The organism is Shinella sp. OV683 (genome assembly GCF_057787725.1).
This window is the reverse complement of the sequence record NZ_CM173543.1, coordinates 1,658,640-1,680,316: the sequence shown is the minus strand read 5'-3', so window position 1 is coordinate 1,680,316 and position 21,677 is coordinate 1,658,640. Positions and strand designations below refer to the sequence as shown.

Genomic DNA, 21,677 nt, shown 5'->3' with positions numbered 1-21,677 from the left:
GGAAAACATGGCCATCGAAACAATGCCCGCGACGGGCGGAGAAATGTCATCGCTTCGAAGGCTCGCCTCGATGCGCGAAGCGGGACTTGTCGCGATCATTCTGGTGTTGAGCGTGGCCATGAGCTTTGCATCGCCATACTTCCTGACGCTCGGAAATTTCCGCGCCATGCTGATGTCATTCTCGGTTGACGGTATCGTCGTCGTCGGCATGACGATACTGCTGATCGTCGGCGGCATCGATCTCGCCGTCGGCTCTGTCGTTTGCTTTGCGATGGTGTTGTCCGGCTCGCTCTATGTGATGGGGCTTGATCCCTGGACCGCGTCGCTGATCGGCATCGCAGCCAGCGGCGGCATCGGCGCCATCATGGGCTTCTTCGTCACCGTCGTTGGCCTCAACCACTTCATCGCCTCGCTGGCAGGCATGGTCATCGTTCGCGGCCTGTGCCTGATCATCACCAAGGGCACGCCGATCTCGCTGTTCACCCTGCCCGCCTCGTTCAAGGTCGTCGGCCAAGGCACATTCTACGGTGTGCCCTATGTGATCCTGATTTTCGTGGCGATCGTGCTGCTGTTCGACTTCCTGCTGCGGCGGGCCACGGCTTTCCGCAAAGTGTTCTATACTGGTAGCAACGAGAAGGCCGCGCAGTATTCCGGCGTCCGCACCAATCTCGTCAAGTTCTGGGTCACTGTCCTGTGCTCGACACTCGCAGGCATTGCTGGCGTCATCTATATGTCCCGCTTCGGAGCGGCCACCCCGACCTTCGGCGTCGGCATGGAACTCAACATCATCGCCGCAGCTGTGATCGGCGGGGCCTCGCTGAATGGCGGATCGGGCACCATCTTCGGCGCCATCCTCGGCATCGCGCTTCTGTCGCTGGTCACAAGCTCCTTGGTGTTGTTGAATGTATCCGTCTACTGGCAGGATATGATCAAGGGTTGCATTCTGCTCTCCGCCGTATCCATCGACCACTTCATCCATAAGCGAAAGGCCTGATCATGATGATCGGCAAAACCAACAGAAAGCCGAAGATCGTCACCCCGCCTCGCGAGGAGATCGTCATCGCCCGGCAGATGCATCAGGCGCTCGTCCTTCATTTTCTCGAAGGCCTGACGCAGGCGCAGATCGCCGACCAGCTCGGCATCTCGCATGCCACCGTCAACCGGCTGATCAAGCGCGGCCGTCAACTTGGCCTAGTCGAAATCAAGATCAAGTCGCCGGTCGAACAACTCGTCGATCTGGAGCAACAGCTGCAATTGCTCGGCGGCATCTCGCGGGCCGTCGTCGTCCCCACCGTTTCGGACAATCCGCAGACAGCGCTGCAGGCCACCGGCGAAGCGGCCGCCCGGCTGCTACTGGAAACGATCAAGGACGGCGACACGATCTGTATCACCGGTGGCAAGGGCGTCAGCGCGATCGTCGCGGGCCTGAAGCCGACGCGGCGCTACGATGTCGAGATCATCCCGGCCACCGGCTGCGTCCAGGGCAAGCATTACACCGACGTCAACCATGTGGCGATGCTGCTGGCCGACAAGCTCGGCGGACGCGCCTACCAAATCCATGCGCCGTTGTTCGCCGAAACGCCTGAACAGCGCCAGATGCTGATCGACATGCGCTCGGTGAAAGACGTCTTCAAGCGGGCACGCGAAGCTGATCTGGCACTGGTCGGCATCGGCTCGATCCTGACCGACGATTCCAGCTATTATGACCTGCACCCCTCCTCCAGCACCGACCGCAGGGCGATTGAGCAATCCGGCGCCAATGCCGAATTGCTGGCGCATCTGCTGGATCGCAATGGCGCGCCTTGCGACTACAGCCTGAACCATTCGCTGGTGTCGCTGACGCTCGATGAATTCAGTTCCATCCCGCACAAGATCGGCGTCGCGAGCGGTCCCAACAAGGCCAATCCGATCCTCAGCGTCATGCGCGGCAACCATCTCGACACATTGGTCACTGACGAGGCGACCAGCGCGAAGATCCTCGAACTCGCCCATGGGGAAATGGCATGAACGATACGCAAATCACCCGCGAAATCGGTAGCTCCGGCGTCCGCGCCTCGGCAGTCGGCCTCGGCACCTGGGCCATCGGCGGCTGGATGTGGGGTGGCACGGACGAGGCTCAATCGATCGACGCCATCCATGCCTCGCTCGACGCGGGCATCACCCTGATCGATACCGCGCCCGCTTATGGCCTTGGTCGTTCCGAGGAGATCGTCGGCACAGCCCTCAAGGGTCGCCGCGACAAGGCCGTCATCGCCACCAAATGCGGACTGATCTGGCACACGCAGAAAGGTCGGCATTTCTTCGATGAGGATGGCCATGCCGTACATCGCTATCTCGGCCGGGACGCGATCGTTCATGAAGTCGAGCAAAGCCTCAATCGGCTGCAGACCGATCACATCGATCTCTACATCACCCATTGGCAGGACGAGACGACGCCGATCGAGGAAACCATGCGGGCGCTTGAAGATCTCCGCCAGTCCGGCAAGATCCGCGCCATCGGCGCCAGCAATGTCAGCAAGGCCGATCTCGACGCCTATATCGCATGCGGCGGCCTCGATGCGATCCAGGAGCGCTACAGCCTGCTCGATCGCGAACTGGAGCCGGAAATCCTGCCGATAGCGCAAGGTAACAATGTCTCGGTGCTGAGCTACTCTTCGCTGGCGCTGGGCCTTCTCTCTGGCCTTATCGGTCCCGACCGCACTTTCAACGGCGACGACCAACGCAAGGACAATCCGCGCTTCTCCGCCGCCAATCGCGTGAAGGTCAGCCAGTTCGCCAAGGCAATTGCGCCCGTCGCCGAAGCGCATCAGGCCACGACAGCACAGATCGTTATCGCCTGGACCATCGCCCGACCCGGCATAACATTTGCCCTTTGTGGCGCGCGCACCCGCGCCCAGGCACTCGACAATGCCCGTGCCGGCTCGCTCCGGCTCTCCCCGGAAGACATCGCCGCCATCGATACGGCGGCCAATGGCTTTCTCACCGGCATGGATGGATGAGGGAGCGGGACTGACATCATGGACAGGCAGCAAACTCTGGAAGAACTGCGGCGCAATCCGCGGGCGGATGTGCTCGTCATTGGCGGAGGCATCAACGGCATCAGCGTGTTTCGCGAATTGGCACTGCAGGGCGTCCGTGTCGTGCTGGTCGACAAAGCAGACTATTGTTCCGGCGCTAGTGCTGCCCTCTCGCGCATGGTGCATGGCGGACTGCGCTACCTCGAAAATGGCGAATTCAAGCTGGTGCGGGAATCGCTGCTGGAACGCGACCGGCTGCTTGCCAACGCGCCGCACTACGTGGCGCCGCTGCCTACCGTCGTGCCGATCTTCGACCGCTTTTCGGGCTTGGCAAATGGCGTCGTCCGCTTCCTCGGTCTAAGCCGCAATCCGAGCCGGCGCGGAGCGATCGTTGTCAAGGCGGGGCTGACGATCTATGACCTGTTCACGTCGTCACGCAGGAAGATGCCGCACCATCAGTTTCGCAATCGCAAGGCGACACTGTCGAAATGGCCGATCCTCAACCCTGCAACGCTGAGTTCCGCGACCTATTACGATGCATGGGTCAGCCAACCTGAACGGCTCGGCATCGAAATGCTCGAAGATAGCCGTGACGGCCGCAGCAACGCCCTTTCACTCAATCACGCGAAGGCCGTACGCGCCGAGGACGGGACCTATCTGATCCGCGACCTCATCGGCCACTCCGATCTCGCCATTCAACCGCGCATCATCGTCAATGCGACCGGCGGCTGGATCGACCTCACCAATGGCGCACTCCTGCCGCCGAATGTCGATCGGCCTGCGATGATGGGTGGCACAAAAGGCTCGCATCTCATCGTCGACAATGCCGAACTGCGCGACGCGCTCGACGGCCACATGATCTATTACGAAAACGAAGATGGCCGCATCTGCATCCTGTTTCCCTATCTCGGCAAGGTGCTGATCGGCTCCACCGACATCCGCGTCGATAATCCCGACACGGTGCGCTGCGAGCCCGACGAGCGCGACTATATCCTCCAATCACTGGCCTTCGTGCTGCCGGGCATCAGGATCGAGCCGGAGGAGATCGTCTTCCAGTTCAGCGGTGTCCGACCCCTGCCCTCCAGCCAGGATTCGTTTACCGGCCGCATCCCGCGCGACCATTTCTGCACCTGGCTCGACGCTGCATCGACCGAACTGCCGATCCTCTGCATGATCGGCGGCAAATGGACCACGTTCCGCTCCTTCGGCGAACTGGCCGCCGACATGGTGCTGGAGCGCCTCGGCCGGAACCGCTCGATCCGGACCGAAGACATGGCGATTGGCGGCGGCCTGGATTTCCCAAAAGACACAAGTGCTTGGGTCAGAAACTTCGCCCAGCAGATCAACCTACCCGCTGACCAGATCGCCAAGCTGTTTGCGCGCTACGGAACCCGCGCCGACAAGATCGCCCGCTTTATCGTATCGGGCAGCGACTCGCCGATGCCGCACCCCGCCTATTCCAGCCGCGAGATCGAATATCTGATCCGCCACGAGGCCGGCGAACGGCTCGATGATATCCTGCTCAGGCGCACAACGCTTGCCATCACCGGAGAACTTTCCATGGCGATGGTCGATGCCGTGCTGGATATCATGGCCAACACGCTGAACTGGACCGGCAGCCAGCACGACCGCGAGAAATCCTGGTTTCTCGCCAACCTGCTGGAGCGCCATGGCATCGATCAACAGACGCTGACGACACGCAACGAAAAGAGGATTTGAGATGAGAACCAACACCAAGGTCCGGATGAACCGGCTTTTCAACAACGGCCGTTGCCTGGATGTCGCGATCGATCACGGCGTCTGCAACGAGCCGACATTTCTCTCCGGCCTTGAGGATATCGATGCCGTTGTCGCCTCGCTGGTCGCGGCCGCACCGGATGCGATCCAGATGAACTATGGACAGGCCGATATCCTGCAGGCCGGCGACAAGAACAAGCCGGCGCTGGTCATGCGCATCGACATGGGCAATCCCTACAACAAGATCCGCCACCGGGCGATGTGGGCCGTGCTGCAGAACGAGAACGAACCGCTGATCGGCGCGCTGGAAATGGATGCGGCCTGCGTCGTCGTCAACCTGTTCATGCTGCCCGACGAGCCCGATCTCTTCCGCCAATGCGTGCAGAACATCGCCCGCGTCCGCGCCGATTGCGATCGCTACGGCATGCCGCTGATGATCGAGCCGCTGGCCATGCAGCCGGTCACCGAAAAGGGTGGTTACATGGTCGATGGCGACACCGACAAGATCGTCACCCTGACCCGGCTTGCCCGCGAAATGGGCGCCGACATCATCAAGGCTGACCCGACCGACAATGCCGAGGATTTCCACAAGGTCGTGCAGGCGGCGCGTTGCCCGGTTCTGGTGCGCGGAGGCGGCAAGGAAGATCTCAAAGCCGTGTTCACGAAATCCGCAGCCTTGATGACCCAGGGCGCGCAGGGCATGGTCTACGGCCGCAACATCTACCAGCACGCCAATCCGACGGCAGTGGTTCGGGGACTGATGGCCATCATCCATAGTGGCGCCAGCAGTGAAGAGGCTTTTGAACTTTATTCGAAGGGCTAAAGCTAACGCCTAAGGAATACCGACTACTGCATAATTCCTTAAATCGGAATCGATTTAAGGACAAAATTATGCAGCAATTCAAAGTGCTACAGCGACCTTTGCGCGTCTCTAACGACGCGCGGCGCTCTAGTGAGAGATCGGGAGTCTCTCGGGAGGAACTGGAATGTCACGATACGTGCTCGGCCTCGACGCCGGCAACACGGTCATAAAGGCCGTGATCTTCAGTCTGGACGGGCGCGAAATCGCCATGGCGGCGGCCGAAGGCCATAGCACGATGGCCAAGCCCGGCCATGTCGAGCGCGGCCTCGGCGAGCTGTGGCGCGAAGCCGGCAAGGTCATTTCAAGCTGTATCCGCGAAGCCGGTATCGCACCCGCCGAGATCATTGCCATCGGCTGCGCCGGCCATGGCAACGGCCTTTATGCACTGGATCGTGCCGGCGAACCACTGATCGGCATCCAGTCGATCGATACGCGTGCGGCAAATCTCGTGCAAAAATGGGCGCTTGAGGGGAAAGGCTCATCCTATGCCATCAGCGGCCAGAGTTCCTGGCCGGCCCAGACACCGACGCTGCTGGCATGGCTGAAACTGCACGAGCCGGAGCTTTTTGCACGCATCGGCACGGTTCTGCTGTCGAAGGACTTTATCGTCAACCGGCTGACCGGACAAAAGGTCAGTGACGTCTCCGATATGTCAGGCTGCGGACTGCTCAATCTGGCGACGCGCGCCTATGACCGCGCGATCATGGCTTCCTTTGGCCTCGAAGACAGCATGGACATCCTCCCTGCCCTGCACGAAAGCGATGCGATAGTCGGTCACGTCACCGCCAACGCCGCTGACGTGACCGGTCTGCGCGAAGGCACGCCCGTGGTTGCCGGCCTGTTCGATGTCATCGCCAGCGCCGTGGGTTCCGGTGTTACCGAAACCGGCTCCGCGTCGATCATCGTCGGCACATGGAGCATCAATCAGGTGATCACGGAGGAGCCAATCCTGGCGTCGCCCGTGTTCATGACATCGACCTTCGACCGCAAGCGCTTCATGGCTATGGAAAACAGCGCCACCTCGGCCACCAATCTCGAATGGATGGTGCGCGAGTTTTTTCCCGACGCCAAATCGCCGTTCGGCCTCTGCAGCGACCTGGTGGCTGCGGTTGATCCACGGGACGACGTGCCGATCTATCATCCCTTCCTCTACGGCGCCAACAGCTATGCCAATGCACGCGCGGGCTACTACGGTCTGGCGGGCTGGCATAGCCGTGGCCACATGCTCCGCGCCCTGTTCGAGGGCGTGGTCTTTGCCCATCGCCAGCATATCGAGATCCTGCGCAAGGCGGGTGCACGCTTCGATCAGGCTGTGCTGTCGGGCGGAGGCTCGAGAAGCCAGGTCTGGGCACAGATGTTTGCCGACATTCTCGGCGTGCCGGTGGCGACTTCGGGCTCGCAGGAGACCGGCGCGCTCGGCGCGGCGATCGCGGCGGGCACCGGAGTTGGGGCGTTTGCAAGCTTTGCCGAAGGCGCTGGCGCCATGACCAGAATTATCCGCATCCATCAGCCCAATCGTGATCTTGCTGATGTCTTTGAGCGCCGCTATCGGCTATTTCTCGATATCGGCGAAGCAATGCGACCAGTCTGGCAGCGCATGGCGGAGGGCAATGCGTGAAGACGGAAAGCAGCATGACGGCACGTGATGAAGGCAGCTACGATTTCATTATCATCGGCGCGGGCTCGGCGGGCTGCGTGCTGGCAAACCGGCTGTCGGCCGACCCTGCTAACCGGGTGCTGCTGCTCGAGGCTGGCGGCAGCGACAATTATCATTGGGTGCACATACCGATCGGCTACCTCTATTGCATGGGCAATCCGCGCACCGACTGGATGATGCGCACCAAGGAGGATCCGGGCCTCAATGGCCGCACGCTCGCCTATCCTAGAGGCAAGGTGCTCGGCGGCTGCTCATCGATCAACGGCATGATCTATATGCGGGGGCAGTCGGCTGACTACGACCAATGGCGGCAAATGGGCAATCCCGGATGGGGCTGGGACGATGTCCTGCCCTATTTCACCAAATCCGAGGACAACTACCGCGGCAAGTCCGGCATGCATGGCGCAGGCGGCGAATGGCGGGTGGAGAAGCAGCGGCTGTCATGGCCGATACTCGACGCGTTCCGTGACGGGGCTACTGAACTCGGCATTCCCAAGACCGATGACTTCAACACCGGCACCAATGAAGGTTCCGGTTACTTCGAGGTCAACCAGCGCAGCGGCATCCGCTGGAACACGGCCAAGGCATTCCTGAAGCCGGCCAGAAGGCGACCAAACCTGCGTATTCTCACCGGCGCGGCTACCCATAAACTTGTCATGGATGACAAGCGCGTGTCTGGCGTGGAGTTTTTTCTCAATGGCTTACATGTCGTTGCTCATGCAAACCGTGAAGTCATTCTGAGCGCCGGCGCAGTCAATTCGCCGAAAATGCTTGAGCTCTCCGGCATCGGCCGAAGCGATATCCTCTCGGCGAATGGCGTCGAGATAGTGCACGAATTGAGCGGCGTCGGCGAGAACCTGCAGGACCACCTGCAGATCCGCACCGTGTTTCGCATCAGCGGTGGCAAGACGCTCAACCAGCTCTATCACAGCATTCCCGGCCGCGTCGGCATGGGCCTGCAATACCTGTTGAGCCGATCAGGACCATTATCGATGGCACCGAGCCAGCTCGGCATCTTCGCCAAGAGCGACCCGTCGCTCGACATGCCGGATCTGGAATATCACGTCCAGCCGCTGTCCACCGACAGACTGGGCGAGCCCCTGCATCGCTTTCCGGCGGTGACGGTTTCAGTCTGCAATCTGAGACCTGAAAGTCGCGGCAGCGTCCACATCGAAAGTGTGGACCGCGATGCGCCACCGGCCATCCGCCCGAATTACCTGTCAACGCTCAGCGACCGCATGATCGCGGCAAAATCGATCCGCCACGCGCGGCAACTGATGCAAACCGACGCCATCAGGCAATATGCGCCCGAGGAAATGCTGCCGGGCACCGAGTACCAGACCGACGAACAGCTGATCCAGCGCGCCGGCGATATCGCCACGACCATCTTCCATCCCGTCGGCACCTGCAAGATGGGCAACACCAGCGACGCCGTGGTCGACAGCCAGCTGCGCGTGCACGGCCTGTCAGGGCTCCGGGTCGTCGATGCGTCGATCATGCCGACAATCGTATCCGGCAACACCAACTCGCCGGTGATCATGATTGCCGAAAAGGCCGCGGAGATGATTTTGCGTGGCGGCTCGGCAACAGGCTGACCGCATCCTTCTTGGTGATGCAATTTGACGACGGACCGGCATGCTGAAAACCTGCGACAGGCTGGAAAACGCGTGCCATAAGGGCGCCGAAACTCCTCGGGCTCTACAAAAACATGATTCGTATCGAAAACATCAGCAAGCAGAACAGCCATCGGCTCCTCTTCATCGAGGCGTCGGCTGCCCTTAACAAGGGCGAGAAAGTCGGTCTCGTCGGACCCAACGGGGCCGGCAAGACGACGCTTTTCCGGATGATCACCGGAGAGGACCAGCCCGATGAAGGCCAGGTGTCGGTCGAAAAGGGCATGACGGTCGGATACTTCAACCAGGACGTCGGCGAAATGTCGGGCCGCAGCGCGGTCGCCGAAGTCATGGATGGCGCCGGCCCCGTCAGCATCGTCGCCGCCGAACTTCGCGAACTCGAAACTGCCATGTCCGATCCCGATCAGGCCGACAACATGGACGCGATCATCGAGCGCTATGGCGAAGTCCAGGCTCGCTACGAGGAGCTTGACGGCTACGCCCTCGACGGCCGCGCGCGAGAAGTGCTCGATGGCCTCAGCTTCACTCAGGAAATGATGGATGGCGATGTTGGCGCACTGTCGGGCGGCTGGAAAATGCGCGTGGCGCTTGCCCGCATCCTGCTCATGCGCCCCGACGTTATGCTGCTCGACGAACCGAGCAACCATCTCGATCTCGAAAGCCTGATCTGGCTGGAGGAGTTCCTCAAGAACTATGATGGCGCGCTTTTGATGACCTCGCATGACCGCGAGTTCATGAACCGCATTATCAACAAGATCGTCGAGATCGACGGTGGCAACCTGACGACCTATGCCGGCGACTACGGGTTTTACGAGCAGCAGCGCGCCCAGAACGAGAAGCAGCAGCTCGCCCAGTTCGAGCGCCAGCAGGCGATGCTCGCCAAGGAAATCAAGTTCATCGAGCGGTTCAAGGCGCGCGCCTCGCATGCCGCCCAGGTGCAGAGCCGTGTCAAGAAGCTCGACAAGATCGAACGGGTCGAGCCGCCCAAGCGCCGCCAGACCGTCGCCTTCGATTTTCTGCCGGCACCACGCTCGGGCGAAGATGTCATCAGCATCAAGAACGTCCACAAGAGCTATGGCAGCCGCAGCATCTACGAAGGGCTGGATTTCATGGTCCGCCGCCGGGAGCGCTGGTGCATCATGGGCATCAATGGCGCCGGCAAGTCGACACTGCTGAAGCTGGTGACGGGTTCGACCACACCGGATCAGGGCAGCGTCGCTCTGGGCGCCAGCGTCAAGCTGGGCTACTTCGCCCAGCACGCCATGGATCTGCTCGACGGTGAGAGCACCGTTCTCGAATGGCTGGATAGTTCCTTCCCGCAGGCCGGACAGGCGCCGTTGAGGGCATTGGCCGGCTGCTTCGGCTTTTCGGGCGACGACATCGAGAAGAAATGTCGGGTCCTGTCAGGCGGCGAGAAGGCCCGGCTGGTCATGGCGAAAATGCTGTTTGATCCGCCGAACCTGCTGGTCCTCGACGAGCCGACCAACCATCTGGATCTCGACACCAAGGAAATGCTGATCAAGGCTCTCTCCGAGTACGAGGGCACGATGCTATTCGTCAGCCACGACCGGCATTTTCTCGCGGCGCTATCAAACCGCGTGCTGGAGCTGACACCCGACGGCATCCATCAGTATGGTGGTGGCTATACGGAATATGTCGAGCGCACCGGGCAGGAAGCGCCTGGCCTCAGGAGCTAAGAAGGGACAATGGGCGGCACGGCGAAAAGGCTGGCGCCGCCAATCCCGGTTCAGGCTCAAGAAATGATGCTGGGATGCAGGATTGGCCTATATCCGGCTCTCAGAGCCACGAGCGTGGAAGGCGGCGTCAGCAGCCCGTCTGCATGGCGCATTTCCGGAGCCTGCTGATAGCCACCTTCCGTCCAGCGAAAGGCAAGCCCCTGCGCAATCGTAAAGGCGGCATCGGCGGCAACGACGACGGCGCCGTCAGGCAACCCCGAGATTGTTCCTGATAGGCGATGGACGCGCTGGCGCCCATTCTCCATGCGCTCGGCATGCAGCGCGACGTCCATCGCTCCAGCAGTCGGCGGTTTATCGCCACGCCCATCTGCCCAGGCCGCCTGAAAGGCACGTGCCGCATCGCGGCGGCAAAAGAAGCAGGGGCGATGACCCGCAGCCAACGCGATTGACTCATCAAGAAAAAACAGCTCCGTCCAGCTCCGCCCGCCCATCACCTCGCGTCGGCGCCCTTGAAAATCACAGACGCAGATAATCCACGCCTTGTTCGTCCATCGCCGCTTCAGCAGCGTCCTGGTCTCGGGATCATGAATGATCCCGCGATTGCCCATCACCAGGCCCCGTTGCGGTATGGCGACGATGTCGCCAAATGGCGTCACGCGGTTTTGCAGCGTCACGGCTTCGCTCCGTTGTCATTCTTTCTCGGCGCCGCAGAGCCTAAATCTGGCAACGGTCGCGTCGCGCTTGAGAAATTCGCCTTGCCAAGCTCCTTGCGCCGCCACGCAGCCGGAGGCGTACCGATCGATTGCTTGAACTCGCGGCTGAAATGATAGACGTCGCAAAAACCGCAGGTCTCGGCGATTTCCGCCAGCGGCATCGTGCTGTCGGCGATCAGCGTCTGAGCACGTGTGAGCCGCTCGCGCAAAAGCCATTGATGCGGGCTGGTGCGAAGGTGCTTCTTGAACAGGCGGCGCACATGCGAGGCGCTGAGTTTGGTGAGCGCAGAAAGGTCCTCGCTATCCCACAGCCGGCTCAGGTCGGCGCGCATCGCCAGCAGCGTTGCCTTGAGCGGTTCCGGAAGATCGCTACGTCCATCTCCATGCCTGATCTGGTCGATCACGGCGAAGAATTCTCCGACAAGCTGGTTGAGCCGCAGATCGACACCCGTGCCACCACCACGCATGACCAGAAACAGCCGGTCGAACCACGCCTGCAGCGACATCGATTCCGGCACGGACACCAATGGCAGACCGTCGCCGAACAGCTTTAGGCGCAGGCCCGTCGTGTCGGGTCCATCAAGACGAAACCACAGCAATGTCCAGGGATCCTTGCGGTCGGCATAGTGGGCGTGAGGATGCTCATTTGCGATCCAGGCCAGCTGTCCAGCTGAAATATCCAGCCGATGGCCGAGCGTCTCGACGATGCCGGCGCCGCTGAGGCAATAGAGAATGTCCTGGCCGATATGCATGTCGCGGACGATGCGGTAATCCGGGCCGGCCGACACTTTGCCGGCCCGCACGACGCTGTAGGCAGTCCGCGCCCAGCCGGGCTCGGGAACATAATGCAGGCTCTCGAGGAAAGACGGCTTAATTGTCATGCGCGTATTATACAAAGAATGCGGGCCGTTTGTCCATTTCCCCCTGACTGTGACGCGACTATCTTTTTCATCAAGACGAGGAAGCGCATGGATCAAGGTGGCCGCCGGGCGCTTTCGTCTTTGATGAGGAGGATCGCCGGGAGGATGGCGATCGGGATCTGACGTTTGGAGATGACGATGCTTACCATGACCGACGCCGAAGCGGCCGCCTATGCCCGCGATGGCTACATTATTCGCAAGGGTTTGCTGACGCCTGATGAGGTCAGTATTTTCCGTGACCGCGCCCGTGCGCAGCTCGAAGCAGAAAACAAGGCCGGCGCCGTCATGGCAAAGGGCGACAAGGAGGGCAAGACCACCCTGCTGAAGATGTGGAACAAGGCAGAGGACGACCAATATGGTTATCTCGCCCGCGATGAACGCCTCGTTGACCTCGCAGAGGATGCGATCGGCAAGCCGATCTATCTCTACAGCCACAAGATGACGATGAAGCAGCCCAATGAAGGTGGCGCCTGGGAATGGCATCAGGACTTCGGCTACTGGTACAATTATGGCTGCCTCGCGCCGGAAATGATGAGCATCTATGTGTCGCTCGATAAGGCGACCAAGGAAAACGGCTGCCTGCAGATCCTCAAGGGAACGCATAAGCTCGGCCGTCTCAACCACGTCAGGGAGAACGACCAGACCAATGTCGAGCAGGAACATCTTGAAGCCGCGTTGAAACGCTTCGAGCATATGTATGTCGAAATGGAAGCCGGCGACGCGCTGATTTTCGACGGCAACCTGCTTCACCGCTCCGATGCCAACCGCTCCGACACCTATCGTTGGGGCTATATCAGCTCCTACAACGCAGTCGAAAATGCGCCCTTCAAGCGGGTGCGCGACTACGGAAATTACGAGGCCCTGAAAAAGGTGCCGGCTGGCACTTTTCGCAACCTGCCTGAAAAGGCGGCCTGACGAAACATCATCGGCGGCAGGCCGGGAATCCGGCCGCCGATGAACTGAAACGCCGATTTGATGCGGCGTCTGCATGAGGCAAAGAGGTATGGCGCATGGAGGATATGCGCCTGGCTCTTGATGGGAGGATACACAATGATCGATACGGTCAGGACCGGCGCGCGCGCGCCAGCCATCGACCGGCTTAGTCTCGCACGGCTTTTGCGAGCGCGAGAAGCAGGCGTGTTCATCGCCCTGCTCGTGCTCTGTATTTTCCTGTCGTTTGCGACCCAAGGCTTTCTCACGTCCCTGAACCTCCTCAATGTCGGACGGCAAATATCGCTGCTCGGCATCATGGCCGTTGGCATGACATTCGTGCTGATATCGGGCGAGGTCGACCTGTCGGTCGGCTCCACCTACGCCTTTTCGGGATTGGCGACGGGAATGCTTATTGTCGCCGGGTGGGCGCTTTTGCCCGCTCTGGCAGCAGGGCTCGCCACCGGCGTCGTGATCGGATTGATCAACGGCCTGCTGTCGACCTACGGCCGTCTGCCATCGCTGATCGCTACGCTGGGCATGCTGAGCATGGTCCGCGGCGCGGCGTTGATACTAACAAATGGCCAGCCTGTGACGGTCAATGTGCGCAAGGGCGCCCTGCCCGATGTGTTTGAATCCTTCACCACGATGGGCCAGGGCTATCTGTTCGGCACAGTGCCGATGCAGCTCGTTTTCTTCATTATTATCGCCGCCATCGCCTGGTTCATCCTGTCCTACACGAATTTCGGCTTTCGCATCTTCGCGGTTGGCGGCAGTGCCAAGGCCGCGCGCGTGTCTGGCATTTCAGTCAATGCGGTCAAGATCTGGGCCTTCGTCCTAATGGGTCTGCTGGCCGCAGTTGCAGGCATACTGGGGCTGGCGTTCCTGCCGAGCAGCCAGGCCGGCCGCACGGGCGTCGGTCTCGAGCTCGACGTCATCGCAGCGACCATCGTCGGCGGCGCATCGCTGTCGGGCGGCGAAGGCACGATCCTCGGAACCATACTCGGCGTGCTGATCATCGGCGTCATGCGCAATGGCCTGGTGCTGATCGGCGTCTCGCCCTTCATGCAGGAATTCATGATCGGCCTCGTCATCGTCATCGCGGTCGGAATCGACAAATGGACATCACGAAAAGCCAGCTGAGGCAGTCAGCAACGTTAACTGGGAGGACTAACGGATGAAACTAAGGAACATACTTCTCGCCGCGGCGATCACACTGTTGCCGCTTTCCGTACATGCCGAGCAAAAACTCGCCGACTTCAAGCTGGCCGACCGCATCAAGGCCAAGATCGATGCCGGCCAGACGCTGGATCTCTATGTGTCCTATCAGGACCTTTCCAACGAGTTTGCACCGTTCCTGAAAGCCGGTGTCGAACGCGGCGCCAAGGAAGACAAGGTCAATGCCAAGTTCATCGGACCCGTGGGCTCCGACGCCGATGGCCAGATCAACGAAATCGAAACGCTCATGGGCACGATGGACGGATTGGCCGTTTCATCAGTCTCCACGGATGCGCTCGCGCCAGTGATCGATCGCGTCCTGGCCGCCGGCATCCCGGTCGTCACCTTCAATACCGATAATCCGGACAGCAAGCGCCTTGCATTCGCCGGCCAGGATCTGGTCCAGTCCGGCGTCGAGGCCGGCAAGTTGATGGCCAAGGTGCTCGACGGCAAGGGCAAGGTGATGATCGTCACACTCGATGCTGCCGCGCAATGGTCGCTCGACCGAGAAAAAGGCGCTCGCGAAGGCCTGAAGGCCGCAGGCCCCAACATAGAGATCGTCAATACGCTCAACACCGGCAGTGACCCGCAGAAGATCTATGCTGCCATCGAAAATGCAATGCTTGCCGACCCGAGCATCACCGGTCTGCTGTCGCTTGAATGCTGTTCAACACCCGCAGCCGGCAGCTGGGTAGAGCGCAACAGCAAGACCGATCAGGTCAAGGTCGTTGGTTTCGACCTTCTCGACCAGACAGTCGAACTCGTCGCGAACGGCAACATCCAGGCAACCATCGACCAGGCGCCGGAAAAGCAGGGCTTTGCCGCCGTCGACATGCTCGTCAAGTTCCTGGCTGGGCAGCCGATCGACAACCTCGACACGGGCGTCGGCATCTACACCAAGGAAAACATCGCCGAAGTCGCCATGAAATAGCTCCCAAGCACTGGCCGGCCGCCGGTATCTGCCGGCGGCCGCAAACCCGGAGCAGGACAGGCATGACAAGCAGTTCAACCAATATCGTCGAGATCAACGGCGTTACCAAAAGGTTTCCCGGCGTTCTTGCGCTCGACAATGTCTCGCTCGGCTTCTTGGCCGGCGAAGTCCATGCGGTTGTCGGTGAAAACGGCGCCGGCAAATCGACGCTGATGAATATCCTCGCCGGCGATCTGCATCCCACCGACGGCGAGATCCGGATCGACGGCAAGCCTGCACGTTTCCGCTCGGCGCTGGACAGCCGGGCCGCGGGTATCGTCGTCGTTTATCAGGAACTCGCACTCTGTCCGACGCTCAGCGTCGCCGAGAACATCATGATGTCATCGGTCGCCGAAAGCTCGCCGATCTCGCTCGTGCCGCGTGCGGAGATGCGACGGCAGGCGCGCGCGGCGCTGACCCGCCTCGGCATGGGCGCAATCGATCCCGACACAAAAGTCTCGCGGCTGTCGATCGCCGAAAAGCAGCTGGTCGAAATCGCTGGCGCCATCCGACAGGCTGCCCGCGTCCTGGTGCTGGATGAACCCAATTCCGCCCTGTCGCCACGCGAGAGCGAACGACTGTTCGAGATCGTCAGGCAGTTGCGTGCCGACGGCGTGACCGTCATTTACGTGTCCCATCACCTGCGCGAAGTGCTCGCCATCGCCGACCGGATCACCGTGATGCGCGATGGCCGGGTTATTGAGACAATCCAGAATGACAACACTTCCGAGGACCAGTTGATCCGCGCCATGGTCGGCCGCGACCTGGGCGCCACCCGTCCATGGGCACTTGATGCTCCGGCACCGGAAGGCGATGTCGCGCTTTCGGTCAGCAACCTCAATGCGCCCGGTCTTGTCGACATCAGCTTCGAGGTTCGGGCCGGCGAAATCCTCGGCATCGGCGGCTTGCCGGATTCCGGCAAGGATGGCCTTGGCGAGGCTCTGTTCGGTCTTGTCGCTCGAGAGGGCAGCGTGGTGGTCGAAGGCAAGGAATTGCGTGCTCACGATCCCCTGGCATCCATTCGCAACGGCATGTCCTTCGTTCCCGCGGACCGGCGTGGCGCCAGCGGATTGCTGTCCATGAGCGTGGCGGACAATGTCGTCTCAGCGTCGCTGGCACGGTTTTCCTTCGCCGGCATGCTGCGTCGCGGCTCGATCCGCAGGGAAGCACGTGCACAGGTGGCCCGCCTCGATGCACGCATTTCCTATCTGTCGCAGAAACTTGGTACGCTGTCTGGCGGCAACCAGCAGAAGATCATCCTCGGCCGCAGCCTGGTTACCAATCCCCGCGTGCTGATCCTGCACGAACCGACCCGCGGCATCGATGTCGGCGCCAAGGCAGAGATCTATTCGATCCTGCGCGGCATCGCCACTGAAGGCGTGGCCGTGCTGATGATCTCCTCCGAGATCCCCGAGCTGATCATGAATGCCTCGCGTGTGCTGGTCTTGCGCAACGGGCGGATCTCGGGTGATCTGACCGGCGCCGAGATCAACGAGGAAGCGCTGCTGGCGCGCGCCATGGCATCATGAATGGAGACAAGATGAAAAAACCGCAGGTGACCGTCGTCGGCTCGTTTGCCGTCGGATTGACGATGCGCGCGCCGAAGCTGCCGATCTTCGGCGAAACCATGCTCGGCACCGATTTCGACATGGGACCGGGCGGCAAGGGCTCCAACCAAGCCGTGGCAACCGCGCGCCTCGGCGCCAACTCCGCCCTTCTGGCGGTCATCGGCATAGACAAGCTGGCCAGCATCGCCACCGATCTCTATGCGGCCGAGGGCGTCGACGCATCATTGCTGCAGGCGCGTACCGAGCGCGCCACAGGCGTCGGCTTCATCATCCTCAACGACAAGGGCGAGAATTTCATCATCCTCGACATGGGTGCCAACGAGCTGATGGATGCCTCGACCGTCGATGGCGGCGAGCAGCGCATCAAGGCCAGCGACGTTGTCATGACCGTGCTCGAAATCCCGATCCCGGCGGCGGCACGCGCAATGGAACTCGGCCGCAAGCATGGCGCCAAGACGATCCTCAATCCCGCCCCGGCCCGTGCCCTACCCGACTCCATCTTCAGCCACGTCGATTACCTCACGCCGAATGAAAGCGAGTTGCGCATCCTGCTCGGCCTGCCCGCCGATGATTCGCGTTCCTCGCGCGAACTCGCCGGCGAACTCCGCCGCCGCGGCGTCCGCAACGTTGTCGTCACTCTGGGCCGCACGGGCGCGCTGATCCTGACCGACGAACTCGACGTCATGGTGCCGGCGATTGCTGTCGACGTGGTCGACACGACCGGCGCTGGCGATGCTTTCAACTCCGGCTTTGCCGTCGCACTCGCCGAAGGTCGAGACATCGTCGACGCCGTTCGTTTCGGTGTCATTTGCGGCGGTCTCGCTTGCACAAAGCTCGGTGTCATTCCCGGCCTGCCGCAACGTGCCGATGCCGACGCCCTGTTTGATGAAACCAGAAAAACACTATGGAAGGACGCAAAGTGAACCGCAACCGCCTCCTCAATGCCGAACTTGCACATGCCATCGCCACGATGGGCCATGGCGAATTGATGATCATCTGTGATGCAGGCTTCCCCATTCCGTCGAGCGCCTGGCGCATCGATCTCGCGATCACGCCCGACGTGCCGGATCTCGAAACCGTTCTGGTGCCGATCTCGGAGAACCTGATTGCCGAGAAGGTTTCCTACGCCTCAGAGCTGAATGCGCACAACGCGCCGCTCTTAGCCAAGGTCGAAAGGATTTTCGCGGGCGCCGAATTCGCGCCGATACCGCACGCAACCATCCTCGGCGAGATGGCCGCCAAGGCCAAGGTCATCGTCCGCACAGGCGCATTCGATCCCTGGGGCAACATCCTGCTCTATTCAGGCGTCGATGTTCCCAAGTGGTTCAGCAAGCCCGGCGTGGTCGCTCCCGATTATTACGCGAACAAGATGTAACGCCAATGCCGCGCATTTTCGATTTCGGCGGCCGCGAGGTCGATCGCAGCCAGACAGTCGCCGGGTTGCGTACGCTCAAGGGCAGCGGCCGGCACGCGACGCAGGTCACGGCTGAAACGGCCGATGAAGCAGCTGCCGCCGAGGCTGCCGGTATCGAGATGGTGGTGTGCCGCGCGGCCAATGTGCCCCGCGTCCGGGAAGGCTCGAAAGCAGTGTTCGTCACCGCCGCCCTGGGCTTTGCCGACGCGATCACTTCAGACGAAATCCTGAAGACGGCATTCGGCGCGATCACTTCAGGCGCCGATGCCGTGATCACCGGCCGTGGACACAAGACAGTGCGGATGCTCGCCGACGAGCAGATTCCGGTGATGGGCCATCTCGGCCTTGTGCCGCGCAAATCGACCTGGGTGGGCTCCGTGCGCGCTGTGGGCAAGACATCCGCCGAGGCACTGGCGCTCTGGGACAGCTTTCGCCGGCTCGAGGACAGCGGCGCGTTCGCCGTCGAATGCGAGGTCGTAGCGGCGCCGGTCATGGCGGCGATCAACCAGCGCACCGGCTTGGTCACCGTCTCTCTGGGGTCGGGGTCGGACGCCGATGTGATGTTCCTGTTTACATCAGACATCTGCGGCGAAGCATCCAGGCTGCCGCGCCATGCACGCGCGTGGGGCGACCTCGCCAGCCTCCACGACGCCGTTCGCAAGGAGCGGGTCCGCGCCCTCACCGGCTTCCGCGCTGCCGTCAGCTCGGGCGATTTCCCCCGAAAATCGGAAACGGCCGGCATCGCTGACAACGAGCTTGAGGAATTCCTCAACAAGCTTGGCGACTGAATCGCGGCCACTGAGCCAATCTATCCCTGCCGCAAGCGTTTTCCAGAAATTGTCCCCAAATTGGCGACGCAGGTATCTCAATCTGCGCCTTGACTCTTCAGAAGTCGGCCTCTACTGATACGTATCACTAATACGTATCAGTAGAGGCTGCTTTGGTAGGCGCACGAGCAACACAGAAGGATGTAGCCAAGGCTGCGGGGGTCTCACAGGCCACCGTGTCGATGGTCTTGAGCGGCGGCAGCGCCCCCTCGATCCCGGCTGAAACCTGGGCTCGCATCACCAAGGCGGCCAAGGATCTCGGCTATGTGCCGAACCGGTTCGCACAGGCGTTGAAGACCAGTCGGTCCATGACCATCGCCTGCATCGTCCCCGATATCACCAACCCGTTCTATCCGTCGTTGATCCGGGGCATCCAGTCGGTCACCGATGGCTTGAGTTACGATGTCATCGCGGTCAATACCGATGGCTCTCCCGAGCGTGAGAGGCATTTTCTCGATTGGGCCCGCCAGGGCCGCGTCGATGGCGTCATCGGCGTGTTTTTCACCCTGCGCGCCACCGATTTCAGTTCGCTGGTCGAGGCTGGCGTGCCGGTGGTCCGCATTGAATCGTCCAAGAAGCAAGGTGGCGATATCGCGATTGACGATATCTTTGTCGACAGCCACGCGGCTGCTCTGGCGGTGACCGAATACCTCATCGCCCAAGGCCATTCCCGCATCGCCATGGTGGCAGGCAAAGGCGGTCCCCAGGGCAACCGCATCAAGGGATATCGCGCAGCGCTCGCAGAGGCCGGTTACCCGGAGCACGTCGTCATCGACGAGGAGTTCAACGAGATCGGCGGCACACGGGCGGCGGAAGCCATACTCGCCAGTTCCTTTCGTCCGACAGCGATCTTCGCCGCCAACGATCTCATGGCCATCGGCGTCATGCAGGCGCTGCGCGAGCGCGACATCGATATCCCCCGCGACATCGCCGTCGTCGGCTTCGACGACATTTCCGCCGCCAAGCTGGTGACGCCGCCGTTGACCACGGTCGCGCAGTTTCAGCGGCAAATGGGAGAGCGCGCCGCGCAAACGCTGATGGAGCGGCTGCGCGGCACCAAGACTGGCGCGGGTACCGCGCTCGAAATGCCTTTCAACCTAATCCAACGGGGCTCGACACGAGCCACCTGAGGCAAATCCTGGAGGAGGAAACCATGCAACGTCGTACTATCCTGAAGGCTGGACTTGGTCTGGCTGGCCTGCCGCTTCTCTCGCGCTTCGCATTTGCAGCCGACCAGAAGCCGGTCGCATTCTGGTATGAATCCGCATCGCCGGAGAACCAGGAAAATCTCGCCAACCTGCTGGTGGCTCCATTCAATGCGGCCCATCCCGAGGATCTGCTAAGCATCGATTTCCGCGGCTCCGATCTCGACAAGCAGTTGCGCGTCGCCATGCTGTCCGGCACCGGCCCGGATGTCGTCTTCACCGCCGGCCCGAGCTACGTCGCAGCCATGGCGCAGGCCGGGCAGTTGCTGCCGCTCGATGATTACGCCAAGAAATACGGCTGGAACGAACGCCTGCTGCCGCTATTCCAGGATCTCGGCAAGTACGACGGCAAGCTTTATGCCCTCGCCAAGACCTATGAAACGCTCGGCCTGTTCTACAACAAGACGCTGTTTGCCACCAACAACTGGAAGGCACCGACGACGATTGCCGAGTTGGAAGCACTGGCCGACGAAATGAAGGCCAAGGGCCTCGTTCCTTTCGGCGCCGGCAATGCCGATTGGCGTCCGGCCAACGAGCATTATGTCTCGATCATCCTCAATTCCGTGGCAGGACCGGAAAATGTCTACAAGGCTCTGACCGGTGCCATCCCCTGGACCGATCCCGCGTTCGTTGCAGCGATCGACAAGCTGGCAGAGTGGTGGGACAAGGGCTATTTCGGCGAAAACTATTTCTCGCTGACGCTGGAGCAGGCTTTTGCGCAGATCGCGACCGGCCAGGCGGGCATGGCCCCGACCGGCACGTGGAACTTCACCGCCGTGCAGACCTATTTCCCGCAGAACAATGCCGAACCGGGTTTCGTCGGCTTTCCGAGCTCCTCGGGCGACCCGATATTCGCGCTCGGCATCGGTTCGACGCTTTCGGTCAACGCCAAGTCGGAAAATCCGGACGGAGCGGCAGCCGTGCTCGACTACATGTTCCAGGACGATTTCTACGGCACGATCAATTCGGTCTGGCAGGGAGAATGGAACCTGCCGCTGGCCGACCTCTCGAAGGTCAAGCTCTCCGACAAGGTCTTGCCGCTCTATACCGAGACGATGAAGAACCTCTCCGAGGCTGTTGGCGCCGGCAAGTACGGCTACACGACCTGGACTTTCCTGCCGCCGGCCACTGATACCTATCTCGTCAGCGGCATGGAGGAAGTCTGGCTCAAGAAGATCAGCTCGGCTGACTTCCTGAAAAAGCTCGACGAGAGCTTCAAGGCCGAAAAGGATGCGGGCAAAGCTCCGGCCATCCCGCCCCGCGCCTAACATCTCGCCCTAAAAGAGGTGGTGCGGCGCACCACCTCTC

At 61.2% G+C, this 21,677-nt stretch carries 19 protein-coding genes; 17 read left to right on the top strand and 2 right to left on the bottom strand.

What is annotated here, in order from left to right:
* Window positions 1-7: 7 nt before the first annotated feature.
* The 8 genes from ACXHRN_RS08025 to ACXHRN_RS07990 all read left to right on the top strand — a co-directional run bounded on the left by ACXHRN_RS08025 (window position 8) and on the right by ACXHRN_RS07990 (window position 10,604).
* Entirely contained in the window at window positions 8-994 is a 987-nt protein-coding gene (locus ACXHRN_RS08025) for an ABC transporter permease (protein WP_488640795.1), read from the top strand.
* A gap of 5 nt (window positions 995-999) precedes the next feature.
* Window positions 1,000-2,007: a sugar-binding transcriptional regulator gene (locus ACXHRN_RS08020; RefSeq protein WP_488641858.1), complete on the top strand. Its 1,008-nt coding sequence runs from the start codon at window positions 1,000-1,002 to the stop codon at window positions 2,005-2,007.
* Entirely contained in the window at window positions 2,004-2,999 is a 996-nt protein-coding gene (locus ACXHRN_RS08015; protein ID WP_488640794.1) for an aldo/keto reductase, read from the top strand. The genes ACXHRN_RS08020 and ACXHRN_RS08015 overlap by 4 nt, the downstream gene beginning before the upstream one ends.
* Window positions 3,000-3,017: 18 nt before the next feature.
* Window positions 3,018-4,736, top strand: coding sequence for a glycerol-3-phosphate dehydrogenase/oxidase (locus tag ACXHRN_RS08010; RefSeq protein ID WP_488640793.1), 1,719 nt, complete (start codon window positions 3,018-3,020; stop codon window positions 4,734-4,736).
* Between the two features lies 1 nt (window position 4,737).
* Entirely contained in the window at window positions 4,738-5,577 is an 840-nt protein-coding gene (locus ACXHRN_RS08005) for a class I fructose-bisphosphate aldolase (RefSeq protein WP_488640792.1), read from the top strand.
* A gap of 163 nt (window positions 5,578-5,740) precedes the next feature.
* Window positions 5,741-7,234 (top strand): FGGY-family carbohydrate kinase, encoded by a 1,494-nt coding sequence (locus ACXHRN_RS08000; RefSeq protein ID WP_488640791.1) that lies wholly within the window; start codon window positions 5,741-5,743, stop codon window positions 7,232-7,234.
* 14 nt (window positions 7,235-7,248) lie between these two features.
* Window positions 7,249-8,868, top strand: a complete 1,620-nt coding sequence (locus ACXHRN_RS07995) for a GMC family oxidoreductase (protein WP_488640790.1) — start codon at window positions 7,249-7,251, stop codon at window positions 8,866-8,868.
* A gap of 113 nt (window positions 8,869-8,981) precedes the next feature.
* Window positions 8,982-10,604, top strand: a complete 1,623-nt coding sequence (locus tag ACXHRN_RS07990; protein ID WP_488640789.1) for an ABC-F family ATP-binding cassette domain-containing protein — start codon at window positions 8,982-8,984, stop codon at window positions 10,602-10,604.
* Between the two features lie 56 nt (window positions 10,605-10,660).
* Here ACXHRN_RS07990 and ACXHRN_RS07985 read toward each other — a convergent pair whose 3' ends face one another.
* Window positions 10,661-11,278, bottom strand: a complete 618-nt coding sequence (locus tag ACXHRN_RS07985; RefSeq protein WP_488640788.1) for a hypothetical protein — start codon at window positions 11,276-11,278, stop codon at window positions 10,661-10,663.
* Complete coding sequence (locus ACXHRN_RS07980) at window positions 11,275-12,198, bottom strand: helix-turn-helix domain-containing protein (protein WP_488640787.1); 924 nt, start codon at window positions 12,196-12,198, stop codon at window positions 11,275-11,277. Before ACXHRN_RS07980 ends, ACXHRN_RS07985 begins: the two co-directional genes overlap by 4 nt.
* Before the next feature lie 177 nt (window positions 12,199-12,375).
* On the opposite strand from ACXHRN_RS07980, the gene ACXHRN_RS07975 reads away from it, so the two are divergent.
* The 9 genes from ACXHRN_RS07975 (at window position 12,376) to ACXHRN_RS07935 (ending at window position 21,637) form a co-directional block, all read left to right on the top strand.
* Window positions 12,376-13,152 (top strand): phytanoyl-CoA dioxygenase family protein, encoded by a 777-nt coding sequence (locus ACXHRN_RS07975; protein ID WP_488640786.1) that lies wholly within the window; start codon window positions 12,376-12,378, stop codon window positions 13,150-13,152.
* 135 nt (window positions 13,153-13,287) lie between these two features.
* On the top strand, window positions 13,288-14,310 hold the full coding sequence (locus tag ACXHRN_RS07970; RefSeq protein ID WP_488640785.1) for an ABC transporter permease: 1,023 nt from the start codon (window positions 13,288-13,290) through the stop codon (window positions 14,308-14,310).
* A 34-nt stretch (window positions 14,311-14,344) separates the two neighbouring features.
* On the top strand, window positions 14,345-15,316 hold the full coding sequence (locus tag ACXHRN_RS07965; RefSeq protein ID WP_488640784.1) for a sugar ABC transporter substrate-binding protein: 972 nt from the start codon (window positions 14,345-14,347) through the stop codon (window positions 15,314-15,316).
* 62 nt (window positions 15,317-15,378) lie between these two features.
* Complete coding sequence (locus ACXHRN_RS07960) at window positions 15,379-16,884, top strand: sugar ABC transporter ATP-binding protein (RefSeq protein WP_488640783.1); 1,506 nt, start codon at window positions 15,379-15,381, stop codon at window positions 16,882-16,884.
* A gap of 11 nt (window positions 16,885-16,895) precedes the next feature.
* Window positions 16,896-17,846, top strand: coding sequence for a ribokinase (locus ACXHRN_RS07955; RefSeq protein ID WP_488640782.1), 951 nt, complete (start codon window positions 16,896-16,898; stop codon window positions 17,844-17,846).
* On the top strand, window positions 17,828-18,298 hold the full coding sequence (gene rbsD, locus ACXHRN_RS07950) for a D-ribose pyranase (RefSeq protein WP_488640781.1): 471 nt from the start codon (window positions 17,828-17,830) through the stop codon (window positions 18,296-18,298). The genes ACXHRN_RS07955 and rbsD overlap by 19 nt, the downstream gene beginning before the upstream one ends.
* Before the next feature lie 5 nt (window positions 18,299-18,303).
* Window positions 18,304-19,125 (top strand): 3-methyl-2-oxobutanoate hydroxymethyltransferase, encoded by an 822-nt coding sequence (locus tag ACXHRN_RS07945; protein WP_488640780.1) that lies wholly within the window; start codon window positions 18,304-18,306, stop codon window positions 19,123-19,125.
* Between the two features lie 152 nt (window positions 19,126-19,277).
* Entirely contained in the window at window positions 19,278-20,294 is a 1,017-nt protein-coding gene (locus ACXHRN_RS07940) for a LacI family DNA-binding transcriptional regulator (RefSeq protein WP_488640779.1), read from the top strand.
* Window positions 20,295-20,317: 23 nt separating this feature from the next.
* Window positions 20,318-21,637, top strand: coding sequence for an ABC transporter substrate-binding protein (locus ACXHRN_RS07935; RefSeq protein ID WP_488640778.1), 1,320 nt, complete (start codon window positions 20,318-20,320; stop codon window positions 21,635-21,637).
* Window positions 21,638-21,677 lie beyond the last annotated feature (40 nt).

What these genes read in the sequence shown, in the direction of transcription:
- ACXHRN_RS07965 (WP_488640784.1), top strand. Translation starts at nt 14,345, where the DNA reads ATGAAACTAAGGAACATACTTCTCGCCGCGGCGATCACACTGTTGCCG.
- ACXHRN_RS07945 (WP_488640780.1), top strand. Translation starts at nt 18,304, where the DNA reads ATGCCGCGCATTTTCGATTTCGGCGGCCGCGAGGTCGATCGCAGCCAG.
- ACXHRN_RS08000 (WP_488640791.1), top strand. Translation starts at nt 5,741, where the DNA reads ATGTCACGATACGTGCTCGGCCTCGACGCCGGCAACACGGTCATAAAG.
- rbsD (WP_488640781.1), top strand. Translation starts at nt 17,828, where the DNA reads ATGGAAGGACGCAAAGTGAACCGCAACCGCCTCCTCAATGCCGAACTT.
- ACXHRN_RS08025 (WP_488640795.1), top strand. Translation starts at nt 8, where the DNA reads ATGGCCATCGAAACAATGCCCGCGACGGGCGGAGAAATGTCATCGCTT.
- ACXHRN_RS07990 (WP_488640789.1), top strand. Translation starts at nt 8,982, where the DNA reads ATGATTCGTATCGAAAACATCAGCAAGCAGAACAGCCATCGGCTCCTC.
- ACXHRN_RS08005 (WP_488640792.1), top strand. Translation starts at nt 4,738, where the DNA reads ATGAGAACCAACACCAAGGTCCGGATGAACCGGCTTTTCAACAACGGC.
- ACXHRN_RS07995 (WP_488640790.1), top strand. Translation starts at nt 7,249, where the DNA reads ATGACGGCACGTGATGAAGGCAGCTACGATTTCATTATCATCGGCGCG.
- ACXHRN_RS07975 (WP_488640786.1), top strand. Translation starts at nt 12,376, where the DNA reads ATGCTTACCATGACCGACGCCGAAGCGGCCGCCTATGCCCGCGATGGC.
- ACXHRN_RS08015 (WP_488640794.1), top strand. Translation starts at nt 2,004, where the DNA reads ATGAACGATACGCAAATCACCCGCGAAATCGGTAGCTCCGGCGTCCGC.
- ACXHRN_RS07935 (WP_488640778.1), top strand. Translation starts at nt 20,318, where the DNA reads ATGCAACGTCGTACTATCCTGAAGGCTGGACTTGGTCTGGCTGGCCTG.
- ACXHRN_RS07955 (WP_488640782.1), top strand. Translation starts at nt 16,896, where the DNA reads ATGAAAAAACCGCAGGTGACCGTCGTCGGCTCGTTTGCCGTCGGATTG.
- ACXHRN_RS08010 (WP_488640793.1), top strand. Translation starts at nt 3,018, where the DNA reads ATGGACAGGCAGCAAACTCTGGAAGAACTGCGGCGCAATCCGCGGGCG.
- ACXHRN_RS07970 (WP_488640785.1), top strand. Translation starts at nt 13,288, where the DNA reads ATGATCGATACGGTCAGGACCGGCGCGCGCGCGCCAGCCATCGACCGG.
- ACXHRN_RS07980 (WP_488640787.1), bottom strand. Translation starts at nt 12,198, where the DNA reads ATGACAATTAAGCCGTCTTTCCTCGAGAGCCTGCATTATGTTCCCGAG.
- ACXHRN_RS08020 (WP_488641858.1), top strand. Translation starts at nt 1,000, where the DNA reads ATGATCGGCAAAACCAACAGAAAGCCGAAGATCGTCACCCCGCCTCGC.
- ACXHRN_RS07960 (WP_488640783.1), top strand. Translation starts at nt 15,379, where the DNA reads ATGACAAGCAGTTCAACCAATATCGTCGAGATCAACGGCGTTACCAAA.